The sequence below is a fragment of the Psychromonas arctica genome, assembly GCF_038155225.1.
Lineage (GTDB): Bacteria > Pseudomonadota > Gammaproteobacteria > Enterobacterales > Psychromonadaceae > Psychromonas > Psychromonas arctica_B.
Genome location: NZ_JBAKBA010000005.1, coordinates 85,359 through 98,166, shown reverse-complemented (window position 1 = coordinate 98,166; position 12,808 = coordinate 85,359). Strand labels below are relative to the sequence as shown.

Sequence of the window (12,808 nt, the reverse complement as noted above, 5' to 3'; positions counted from 1 at the left end):
CAGATAGACAAAAAAATCACCTAAAAATGACATAAAGGCTTATTTATAAAGCATCTAGGATGGGATACAGAACGAACATGAAGACTTTATTTTGTTAAGTATTCATGTAGTATCAAATTATTAACTTTTATAAAGATGAAGCAATAATAATGATAACTAGTTCTATTTTGATAATTTATGCGGATATATGATTTTTTGAATAAAAAAATAAGCTTAAAGGCATTTAATGCCTTCTTTTTTGCCAGCCTTTTTATCATTGTTTTCTCTGGTTTATACTATCAATATACCGCCTCCAATAAAATAACGTCAGTAAACTTCAAAAATTCAAATTACACTAAATCATTAGAGATGAGAGAAAAATTCAGATCTATATTCGATAAGCTCGAATATCAATTTATCCAAGCTGAAGGTCAAAACATCGACAAACTAGAGCAATTATCAACACTATATAACAATCAAAAAGAACATTTAAATTTAAAAAAAATGGAAGATGAGTTAAATAGAAATGTGAATTTTGGAAAGTATGACATTTTCATGATAAACCAAGACTATATTATTGAAAAAGCATCCTACGAAAAAGAAATAGGTCTTAACTTAGGGCAATTTAAAAGTGTCAAAGAGCTCTTTGATAAAATATTCAATAAAACCATTAAACTAGATATTTCTTCACCTAAACTGGACCTTGATTCAAGGTTAAAAAGGTATTTAATTAAGGTCTCAGATGATGGCAAGTATATTCTACAGATAGGCTTCTCTTTGGATTACAGTAAAGAGATAAACAAACAGTTACATTATTTACTCACTGAAACTAGCCAAACAAACTTATACTTGGCGACTGAGTTTTTTATCCAAGATATTAATATAAAATCTAAAGATTTTAAGTCTAAGGCTGAGCATAATGAATATACTAAAGCCCTTACACAAAGGTTTCTTTCTGATATAAACCTAGCATTAAAAAATAAAGAAATAGAAAAATTAGCAACCTCAGACACTAGAAAAATAAGCTTAAATAAAACACTAGTAAAACTTATTCCATTAAATGAAAAATTAATCAGCTTTACAGATAAGAAGAAAAACACGCTAAACTTCTACTCTTCTACTGGCTCTTTATTTGGTGAAAAAAGCGATACCTTATTATTTATTAAAACATCCTTTCCTTTAGCACCATTAGACAGTGATTTAAGAGCAAACCTAAATACCTTTTTATTTATAAGTATCCTGATCTTGCTTGTTTTAACTTTGTTTGAATATTATAAAAAAAGAGAGATAACATCAAAAATCAGCGCCATCACAAATATGATTAAAGATAATAAAATGATAGAAAATGAGACTTCTTCAATCAAAGATATTAGTGATTTAATTGGTAGTTATAATAAAACGTTAAACAATTTACACAAACAAATTAACATCAATAAAAGTCTATCCTACACCGACTTTTTAACAGGCATTAAGAATCGAAAAGCTTACGATGAAAGTATAGAAAAATTGATATCTCAGTATAAAAGGTACGGTACTACTTTTTCTCTCGCTATTTTTGATGCTGATGATTTTAAAAAGATAAATGACAATTACGGACATAGTTTTGGGGATACCGTTTTAAAGAATATAGCCAACGCATTAAAGTCGAACATAAGAGATGGCGATATGTTATTTAGAATAGGTGGAGAAGAATTTATTATTATCTTCCCAAGTACAAACTTGGAAAATAGTAAACAAGCCATTGAACATATCAGAAAAAATATCGACTTAAGCCTTAATACAAATAACAAACCTACATTAACATTGAGCATAGGGTTAACAGAAGTCACTAGCCAGGATAGTAAGGACTCAATATTTAAAAGAGTGGATACCTTTTTATATGTTTCTAAAAAGAATGGTAAAAATACAGTTACTTCAGATTAAAATCTGTCATTTAACTTAAAATGAAAAAGCCCAAAGCACAACAAGGCAGCAATAGAACATAAACAAGTTATGTTAAAATTCAGCCAACATTGGGAGCTTATAAATATCCACTTTATCTTCAAAGAAATAAAATGAATAACCTTTCAGCCATAAAAAAGCAGACCATTGGTCTGCTTTAAAATAACTATTTTCTAATTTAACCAGCCGTACAATCACGTCGACTAACCTAAATAGAGATGAAGTTAACTTTATTCGTGGTTAACCCAGAAATCGTAAACAACAACTTCACCATAGTTATCTTCATCGTCAGTAGAACTACTTTCTTCATCTGCGTTCGTTTGAGTGTAGTTACCAATTTTAAAGTATGATTTATCATAATTAAGGTCCATCACATAATCACTAGAACCATCTTTCACTAAGTATTTACTAGCATTACCTGCAGTATAAGCCGCGTTTAAACCACCGTCTTCACTGTAATAAACGTAATGTTTATCATTAACCACTTCAAAAATAACTTCATGAATGGTACCTAACTTATAATCCTCTTTAATTGTTAGATTAGATCTTAACTTACCGCCATTAAAGCTTAAGAATAAGTGCTCACCTTCTAGCCTTAATACCATAGAATCATCAATACCATCATCTTTGTTACCATGGATTTGAGTCGCGACTAAATGGTCTTTTACAAGTGGTAAATGCGTAATCGCTTGTTTAGAGTAAGCAACATGAGTACCGCTAGTCGTCCAGTAAATATCTGATTTACCATCTGTAGTACGTTCACGAAGTTCAGAACGGATATAGTCAGAGTTTGGTGTAGTCCCGTTATTTGATCTCACTGGTGCTCTAAATACAATGCCATTGCCTTCGTCGTTAACATAGAAATATTCATTGCTAGCTTTTAAAAGTGTTTTGTCTTCTACACCATCAGGGTAAGTAATTTTCCATTGATTATAGTTACTCATTAAATCAGAAGGATATTCAGCATCACCAGGCGCTACGGTCACATTATCAGAAGAATCAGAACCACTTGTATCATCGGTGTCAGTGTCAGCAGTTGATCCATCGGTACAGCCTAAAATTTTTGTTTCAACAATACTATTCCAAGTAGAGCCTTCAGAATTACCATTACCTGTCACTCGAACATAACGCGCTTCAGTATCTGTAACATCAATCGTCTCATAGCTTGAATCTCCACCAGAAGAAATCCCACCAGATAATACTGAAGTCCAGTTGCTATTATTAGTCGATGTATGAATATCGAAATATGAACTTCGTTCACTACCTTTATACCATTTTACAGCAAGTTCCTTGACTGAAGCCTTTGCTCCTAAATCATAAGTAATTGTTTTTCCATCACCTTTTGAAGACCAGCGAGAATCATCAGCGGTATCTTTATCAATGGTATTTTCAGGGCCATGACCGTCGTTAGTGCCATCATCAGATGTAGAAGAGATAACTAAAGCACTGTTTCCTGTACATGTATCACCTGCTACTGTTTCGGTTTCAGTTTCAGTAGTACCTTTACTTTCAAGTGCGAAATCATCAAAACGCCCTTCCTCGTTGTAGTAATTACCGAAAATAGTAATTGAAGTAGAAGAGCCAGAGTTAAAAGACACAGAAACTTGCTCATAATCATTGCCACCGCCTGTTCTTGTATAACGAGTGCCATCAACCGATGCTCCGATTTTACCATAACCAGCAATGTAAGCCGTTAAGACATAATCGGTATTTGCTTTAACAGTAACATCCTGCTCAAATTTACCACCATCACCTGTGATCTTAGCAGCTTTAGAACCACTACGTTCATCGCTAGAAATAGCAGAAGGATCAGTATCTACCCAACCACTTTTAAAGCTATCTTCAAACCCAGCATTAACAATACTGACTGATGCCGCATTCACAGCTGGGATAGCAGCCACAGATAATGCAGCTGCAACAAGTGTTGTTGTATATCTAAGTTTCGTATTCAATTTCATAAATATTCCTTTGATTATTTTCCAGTAAGAGCTGGTATTACACCGTCCTCCCATTATTTAAATAAAACTTGTTATTACACGGTTTAAAACGCGGCGCTAAGAATTGAATAAACTAAGATATTTAGCAACAATTAGTCCGCTCAAAAGTAAAGAGCATCACATTAATCATACTTTTAGAAATGACAAGTCACACTTTAACTTCTTTGTTCAATATTAAATTGAACGTTAAAGTAGAGATCAAAGTGTTGATAAAGTTCAATAAAAACAATTTAACTGAATATAATCACTAACAAACACCCACTAATTAACCTCCTAAAATAATACTTATAAGGCCAACAATAGTGCAGTGAGAGGTTAAAAATAAAATGACAATAAATAAACAAAAAAATTATTTAAACCTATATTCACCAAAATACGTAAGAATAAAACCCATAAATTTTTGTGAAAAATAAACAACTTTTAGTATTGAAACGACATAATAACCAACATAAAGTGAGCGTTATTCGAACAGTTGACGAGGATAAAATGTGCAACAAGTGAATCAGGTAATATATAAAATAAAGAATTGAGTAAAGAGTTTGATAAAGGACTGAATACAGTGTGGTGAGACTTATTAATGGTTTTATCAATGTCATAGGGTATGAAGTAATGAGTTATTAATTACCTTCTCGAAACATAGCTATACTCAATTCAATAGACATGATATCTCATCTAAAAAAAGACATGTTCTATTCAATAACATTGATAATTCAAAATAAAATTAATCAATAAACCACTACTATACGAGTGCTCTAACAAAAATAAAATAAGATATTGGTATATAAGAGGCATTAAAAAAATTTTCTTATACACAATAAGAAGTTTAAAAATAAATACTCATTAAGGGTAATTTATAATATCTTTATAGTTATAATTTTAGACTCTATTGTTTCAATTTTACATGTTAGTTTTTTGTTCTACACTCAATTCAAAGAACATTAATTTACAAAGCAACACATTCACTTAAAGGAATATATGTGATTCATTCTATCGGTTTTAAACAACGCATAATGCTTTCTGCAACGTTGTTCGTTGCATTATCATTATTAGTATCAAACTGGGTTTCATACTCAAATACCCGCGAAGAAAGCGAAAATTCTGTCCATGACCAAGCGACCGACGCTTTAGACTCCATCAAAAACAATATAAACACCTGGCTTGATAGCAATAAAAAAGTGGTTAACAGTGCCAAAGTGCTATTGAACAGTGACGATTCATCAAAGAAAATAGAAATAGCAAAACTGCTAGTTGCATCAACCCCTTTAGATGCTGTGAATTTTGCAGATAAAGCAGGGATAACCATGGGTAATGGTGGTCAATTTGCTGATTATGATGCAACTCAAGAAGAATGGTATCAAGACGCTAAAGCGGCTAACCGTTTAATGATTACCGATATTTATTTCGATAAAGGTATTTCTGACAAATATATGTTTAGTTTTTTAGACGTTGAAAACAATGGTGTTATCGGCGGTGATATTTTTCTAGAAGCGGTTGACCCTTTTATCAAAAAAGTTCATTTTGAAGGAGCGGTGATCTCCCTTTATGATGGACAAGGAGGGTTAATTAGCACCTCTGGTAATGAAAAATTTGGTGCGCGTATTGCCAATAAAAAACTTGAGCAACAAGTATTAAACAATGGTTCAGGTGAATTTAATTATCAAAAAGACGGCAATGAGCAACAAGTTGTTTACTCCAACATTGAATTACTTGGTGGTAAACAGTGGCATGTGGTTATTGATATTGATAAATCGATTGCTTACGCATTTTTAGAGGAACAACTAATGTCTTCTATTGTGACGGCTAGTAGCTTAATCATATTAACTATTATTTTATTAATACTCACTCTCGCAAAAATTTATTCGCCAATTATATCTTTAAAACACCGTATTGCTGATTTAGCCAAAGGTGATGCAGATTTGACTCAGCGATTAAATGTTGAAGGTAATGACGATCTTGCCGATATTGCACAGGGAGTAAATACCTTTATTAGTCAGCTACAAACAATGATGTCTGAAATTTTAACTTCATCAGCTGAAATTTCACATGGCATTGAGCAACTTCATAAAGTATCAGCTTCTAACGATCAAGCACTTAACGTTCATGCAGGCGAAACACAGCAAGCTGTCGCAGCGATTACCGAAATGAGCGCTTCTGCAAATACGGTTGCAGAAAATGCTAAGCAAACCTCGCTGAGTACACAACAAGCCAGCGATGAAGCGTTGATCTCAAAACAATTGGTCGCTTCATCTTCTGAAAGCGTACAAGCTTTAGTGAATGAAGTGGAAGTGGCTTCTCAACGTATTAATACCATGCATGAAAATACACAGGAAATTGTTACAGTGTTAAGTGTGATTGGTGCAATTGCAGATCAAACAAACTTGTTAGCGTTGAATGCAGCGATTGAAGCAGCACGAGCTGGCGAACAAGGTCGAGGCTTTGCCGTCGTAGCCGATGAAGTTCGTTCACTTGCAGCAAGAACACAAGAAAGCACCGCTGAAATTAATGAGCTATTAACCAAGCTAACAGATGATGCTGCATTAGCCGTTAATGCCATGAATACAACCAAAGAAAGTTGTCAAAACACAACGGATAATACTATCAGTGTAGGCACAGGATTAGACTCAATGGCAGGTTCGATTATCGAGATCAACGAGTTAAGTTCTCATATTGCAACCGCATCGTCAGAACAAAGCCAAGTGGCAGAGCAAATCAGTTACAACATGGCATCGATTCAGGATATGGTGCATGAGTTGACACAAAACGGACAATTAACCTCAGCAAGTACAGAGAGTTTATCCGCTGCTAATACACGCCTAGCAGACATGGTAAATCGCTTTAAGCTAAGCTAAGCCCACAAATAAGATGCCGATGCCCCTAACAGATTAAAATCTTAATTCAGGGGGGCATTGGTATTGAACTGTTTCAATGCTTCCCCCAAAAAGCACTTCAACAATTACCTTAACAATTACCTTAACCACTTCAACAAGACACTAAAATTTTTACAGAGAAGCTTATTTCTTTAGTGTCTTATGCTTAAACATTTTATTTAAAAACCTACTCTTCAACCTTAATGTAACTGACTAAAAAATGTAAGTTATTAAAACATAAAAAACTTTTCATTGTAGTATTGGAAAACTCAGCTATTTATTCAGATTACTGTTAAATGTTACTATGTAGAATCAAGGTGTAAACAACGGTTAGCACTAAATTTTTAAGGGTCCTCGCCATGTCAGTTTGTTTACCAGCAAAGTTTAGTTACCGAAATAGTTTAGAATGGGTAACCGCTTTTATAACTTGTTTACTAATATTGGGTGTCATTCAGACTTTTGTTATAGGACGTCACTTTATTATACCAACGGCTATTTTAACCTTATCGATATTACTAGGAAACCTAACCGCTTATGCCTTTATGGGAAAATTATGGGCAAAAAGAATTGTTTTTTGGTTATATCTTATTTTCACCAGTCACGTCTTTTTTGCCTTATTTTGGGCTAAAAAATATAGAGAAATATTGGAACAAGCTTTTGTTCCCTCTTTTGCAATCATTTTTCTATTATTCGCTTTTTTATTAGTACAATACAACCGAAAAAATCGTCTTTTTATTTGTAATAAATCAGATGCAAAAAATAATTGAAATTTATTTAATCTTTTTGCATCCAAAATACATTGCCAATTGTAGTACCTATTAACAGTAGCAAACTAACTGCTTTTCACATTCGAAATCAATTAATAGGAAAGCGACAATGAAAACTCAATACATATTAAAAGCACTAAAAATAACAGCAGCATCTGCTTTAATGGCAATAACAACACAGTCATATGCAGGTACTTTCTCTCAAGATAAATTACCAAATTAAGTGCGTGTATCAGCAGGAAATCAAGTCGCGATGTTTACTACTGCAAAAGGTAACATCACTTGGGAGTGCAAAGTAGATACAACCAATGAAGCAAAAGCAAAATCGGCATTTGCTGGGCCACGCGCGATTTTAAGTGATAATAAAGGCAACCATTTAGTCTCTTATTTTGATCCACCAGCAACATGGGAGTCACTTGATGGTTCATCAATTACTGGTACGCAGTTAGCTGTTTTAAGGAAGTGAATCTTAGAAAGGCTCAATTTACGCCTTAAACTAAGTCATTTTTCCTGCGCAAAATTTAGATAACTTATTTAATGTAATCGGTATAACAATGTAAATAGTCACCATAATTAACCGATATATAAAAGGTTAATAGCTTCAGACGTGCGCTAACTTTCCACCATAAAAAAGACCTATTATATTCAATAATATAATAGGTCTTTTCTCTATAATGTTAGCTAAAGTTTAAACTTTAAAAGTTTTAATCAAGTCAGTTAATTGAAGTCCTAATTTACTTACTTCATCACTGCCTTTATTTGTTTCTACAGATCGATCTGTAGACTCTTGTGCTAACTGAGCAACAGCCGTTACTCTTTCATCAATTTCACGCGTCACTGTTGATTGTTCATTTGAAGCGGTTGAAATATGGTGGTTAACATCTGAAATTGACATGATAGCATCGGCGATAGAATCAAGAGAATCACTGGCCTCTTTAGATTGAGTGACAGTATCCCCTGCAATTTCGGCACTTTTAGACATAGCAGTCACAGCTTCAGTTGCTTTAGTTTGTAACTGTAAAATAATCTCATTAATTTCAAGTGTTGCCACTTGTGTTCTACCCGCGAGTGTTCGTACTTCATCTGCAACAACAGCAAAACCTCTTCCTTCGTCACCTGCTCGAGCAGCTTCGATGGCTGCATTTAAGGCTAATAAGTTGGTTTGTTCTGCAATAGCTTCAATTACTGATAAAACGGAATCAATCGAAGCACATTCATTATTTAAATCAGTAATAACAGTTGTTGCCCCTTTTATTTCACCGGATAACACTTGTACTGAATTAACTGATTTGTTGAAGATAGATTTAGTTATTTTAGCTTCATCACTCGCGCCTTCAGCTAAATTAGAGGCCGTTTGAGCACTGTTCGCTATTTCATTAATTGTACTTAACATTTCATTTGAAGCTGTTGCTATTTGTGCTGTTTCGGCATTTTGTTGTTGATTACTTATCAATGACTCCTGTGCTAAATCAGAGAGATTAAGTGATGAAACTTTAATTAATTCTGCTGATTCTTGCACTTTCTCAACCACGCCTTGAATTTTTGTAATAAACTGATTGAATAAGTGCGATAATTCAGACATTTCATCTTTACCATTAACAGGTAAGCGTCGTGTTAAATCCCCCTCCCCTTCTACGAGATCAGAAAGTGCATCAATAGTTATTTTAATCGGAATAATTACACTTCGTGCAATGAAGAATGAGAGAATAATAATAAGTAAAGTAATCACAATAAATTCAATAATTAAGCCCTTCACCGAACTCCACATTAAGCTTTCTACATCATCGATATAAATACCTGTACCGATAACCCATTTCCATGGCGTAAAACCTTTAACGTAAGAGATTTTTTGAATTGGTTTTTCACTACCTGGTTTTTCCCATAGGTAATCAACTATACCTCCTTCAGGTGTTTTTTTAACTAGATTTACAAACTCAACAAATAAAAGCTTACCCTTAGGATCCGCTAATTTAGATAGGTTTTTGCCATTAAGTGTAGGCTTTGCTGCATGTGCAACCATCACCACATTTTCATCGTTTATCCAAAAATAGTTGCCATCGTCGTAACGTATTTCCATCACTGTTGAAATAGCTTCAGCTTTAGCTTGTTCTTCTGAAATTTTGCCGTCTATAAACTTTTTATGACTCGCTTCAATAAGGCTATGTGCAGCTTCAACTAGATGCTTTGTTTGGCGTTGTTTCTCAGATAATAAAATATCATTCGTTTGTATTAATGATTGTGCTGTAACAGCTAACATCCCCACTAATCCTAAAATTGCTAATATGATTAACCTAACTTTGATTGAATAATGGTTTAATACTTTCATAACATCCTGTTTTTCTTATTATTGATTCGATTAAAAATAAGTAACTTAACTTAACTTGAAATTACTCCAAATAGAGTAGTTGAAAAACATAAACTCGATAGTTTTTTAACCTGAATATGTGAGTTATTCTTTGTATTAGTAAAATATAAAAGTGCAAAATGTATGAATTCACTCTCTTTAAATGAAAACCTGAACCTATAGAAACGAAAAAACCGCTACCTAATTACTTATACTAATCTGGATAAATAAATGGTCTATTTAGGCGTTAGGGGAAATGGATGATAGCAAGGCGTTGATTGCAGTAACTCGTTATTCTCATTACAAAATCAACAACGAAACTAGCATTCATTTTAAGAAGCATAAATGACTAGATAATTACTTAGATTGGTATTAGATAGCAGTTCTTAAAATGGTTGGAGCTGAACGATAAACTAGGCTCTGCCGTATATCCTCATTCGCGCACTTCTGTAATGCCCTGTAATCATCAAGTGATTTAATAGTGAATTAAACGTATAGAAATGAAAAAGCCGCTATCTAAATAATTAGATAGCGGCTTTTAAAATGGTTGGAGTTAGCCGATAAGCTAACTCTCGCAGTAATAAGTTAGTTGATATATAAGTGTTAAGAGTGGCATCAAATAAAAATACCGATCCAAATGTAACACAATTTGTTGTACAAAATCCTAATGTACTATTTGAACCTACCTGCTGTTAAAATTAAATTATCTGAATTTTCTTTAATTTCTGCTGCAGAATTATGAACTTCTGATGAGATACCAACTGCAATACTCATAAAATCTTTCACATTATTTTGCATAGATGCAATTTCATTAGTCACTGAGCTCTGCTCCTCTGCAGCTGTCGCAATAGAAGTTAATTGCTCACTTATACCTTCTATTTCAGTATTCACAGAACTAAACTGTTCAAGTGTTTTAGCTGCATCTGATTCAACGTCTACAATAGCGTTTGTTACATGCCCCATGCTATCAACTGTATTTTGAGCTTGTAATTGTAATTCTTTAATAACTTTTTGAATATCAACTATATTTTCTTGTGTACGCTGTGCTAGTTGTCTGACTTCATCTGCTACAACAGCAAAACCACGTCCTTGCTCACCTGCTCGTGCAGCTTCAATTGCAGCATTAAGGGCTAATAGATTAGTTTGTTCAGCAATGGCATTAATATGTTCTACAACCGTTGTAATTTTAGTTGCGCTATCTGACAACTTAGCAATAACTTTAACAGAGTTATCGATACTCCCTTTCGTTGTTGAAATATAAGTAGATAGACTTGTTATTGTATTAAATGCATTTTTCGATGCCCCACTAACACTTGTTGTAGCAGATGCGGCAACCGCAGTACGCTCTACAACATCAGCAAATGAAGCTGTTAATTCTTCAATTGCCGTTGCTACAGAGTGCATACGATCTTCAACACTCTGATTAGCATTAATCTGATCTGTAGAGCGTTTAAGTACAGTTGAAGCAGTAAAATCTGTCTTTTCTGCAATCGTTTGTACATCTTGTACTAATTCTTTTATTTTTTGCGACATTAAGTCAACATTATGAATTAATACATCCGTTTCTTTTTGTGAGTGTTCATCATATACCAAATGAAGATTACTCACTTGTCCACCACCAACTAGTTTTAGTGTCTTAAATGCTTGCTTAAAATCTTTAAAAATATAAGTAGTTAATAATGATAAGACGATAATAATACTTACAATTGCAATCCCACCTATTACAGCAGTATTCATACCGAGTTGGTTAGGAATCATAGCCATTTCTTCATCATTCACTACCATGACTAAAGTCCAATTAAACCCTTTAAGATGCTTGTAATAAATATTATCTCCTCCGATATGCAATTCACCGTCGCTTTGGGTGTTAATTTGCGCTTGAATTTCTTTTAAGTTTTCAGGCTCACCTGAGTCACTAAGTAATGAATTTTTAGCATCGAACAGATACATATCCCCTAAGCTATCTTGTGAGAATTTATTCATAGCATCATTTAGCGAAGCCAAAGTACTATCTACTTTTAACCCTACAAATAAAATGACATTTACATTCTCTGAACTAATGCTTAAAGGAACATAAGCTGTCACATAATTTGTTCCAAAAAGATTAGCCATACCAAAATAACTATCACCTGACATTAAAGTCTGATAACCCGGATGTTTTTCTTTTCCTAGTAGAGTGCCATATGCTCGTTCACCTTTATCATTCTTCAATGAAGTGGATACACGCAAAAAATCATTATTTTCAGTTTTCTGAAATATAGTTATCGGTAAATCATATTCTTGGGTCAACTTATCAATTAATTCAAACTTGCCTGCTAATAGGTTATTTTTAAAATTCAAATTAGGTAAATTTTCTCCAAAGAGAATGGTTGAATCCTGGCTTGAAATGGATAAATCTGATTCGATTTCTTTACGAAGAGAATAAACGAGCGCTTTGACGACTTTAATATTCAAGTCATATGAAGGGGATACCAAATTGGCGCTACTGAATAAATTAGAGCTAATTGTTTTTTCTGTTTCTTCACGCATTAAATTTAATGTTGAATTGTAATTCACAAGACCAATAATAGTGAGTGTGAGTAATATTAAAAGTGATACTGCAAAATTTAATTGGTGTTGGATCTTCTTTCGTGTAAATATTTTCATTATCAAAAAACTCCATTAATATAGCTAATAATAAAAATAGACATAATTCCTTAAAAAATCTAATTATTTAAATCAATTATTTGATTTTTAAATTAACCTGATTTTCGGTTAAGGCATTGCCATAGATACACTTTTTATTTATTTATAATTTGCTCGACACATATTCTGAACTTAATAGGGTTAAAACTAGTTGGCATTTGTGTGATTAATTTTAAAGTATTCATACTTTCTATTACACATACAAAGTCTGGAATCTAAATTATTCAA

General features: G+C 33.2%; 8 protein-coding genes. 4 read left to right on the top strand and 4 right to left on the bottom strand.

Annotation, left to right across the window (positions count from 1 at the left end; translation table 11 throughout):
• Positions 1–195: 195 nt before the first annotated feature.
• Positions 196–1,902, top strand: a complete 1,707-nt coding sequence (locus V6255_RS03735) for a GGDEF domain-containing protein (protein WP_341626935.1) — start codon at positions 196–198, stop codon at positions 1,900–1,902.
• A 72-nt stretch (positions 1,903–1,974) separates the two neighbouring features.
• Here the strand turns inward: V6255_RS03735 and V6255_RS03730 are convergent, their stop codons facing one another.
• On the bottom strand, positions 1,975–2,118 hold the full coding sequence (locus tag V6255_RS03730) for a hypothetical protein (protein WP_341626934.1): 144 nt from the start codon (positions 2,116–2,118) through the stop codon (positions 1,975–1,977).
• Between the two features lie 32 nt (positions 2,119–2,150).
• Positions 2,151–3,878, bottom strand: coding sequence for a polysaccharide lyase family 7 protein (locus V6255_RS03725; protein WP_341626933.1), 1,728 nt, complete (start codon positions 3,876–3,878; stop codon positions 2,151–2,153).
• A 1,016-nt stretch (positions 3,879–4,894) separates the two neighbouring features.
• Here V6255_RS03725 and V6255_RS03720 point away from each other — a divergent pair.
• The 3 genes from V6255_RS03720 (at position 4,895) to V6255_RS03710 (ending at position 8,017) form a co-directional block, all read left to right on the top strand.
• A complete protein-coding gene (locus V6255_RS03720) occupies positions 4,895–6,766 on the top strand; it encodes a methyl-accepting chemotaxis protein (RefSeq protein ID WP_341626932.1) in 1,872 nt (623 codons plus the stop codon).
• Positions 6,767–7,143: 377 nt separating this feature from the next.
• Positions 7,144–7,551 carry a hypothetical protein gene (locus V6255_RS03715; RefSeq protein WP_341626931.1) on the top strand — a complete coding sequence of 136 codons (408 nt, stop codon included), beginning with the start codon at positions 7,144–7,146 and terminating at the stop codon, positions 7,549–7,551.
• 253 nt (positions 7,552–7,804) lie between these two features.
• The gene (locus V6255_RS03710; protein ID WP_425355899.1) at positions 7,805–8,017 is read left to right on the top strand and encodes a hypothetical protein; all 213 of its coding nucleotides are present in this window, start codon (positions 7,805–7,807) and stop codon (positions 8,015–8,017) included.
• A 222-nt stretch (positions 8,018–8,239) separates the two neighbouring features.
• On the opposite strand, the gene V6255_RS03705 is transcribed toward V6255_RS03710, so the two are convergent.
• Positions 8,240–9,877: a methyl-accepting chemotaxis protein gene (locus V6255_RS03705; RefSeq protein ID WP_341626929.1), complete on the bottom strand. Its 1,638-nt coding sequence runs from the start codon at positions 9,875–9,877 to the stop codon at positions 8,240–8,242.
• Between the two features lie 690 nt (positions 9,878–10,567).
• On the bottom strand, positions 10,568–12,541 hold the full coding sequence (locus V6255_RS03700; RefSeq protein ID WP_341626928.1) for a methyl-accepting chemotaxis protein: 1,974 nt from the start codon (positions 12,539–12,541) through the stop codon (positions 10,568–10,570).
• Positions 12,542–12,808: the final 267 nt, after the last annotated feature.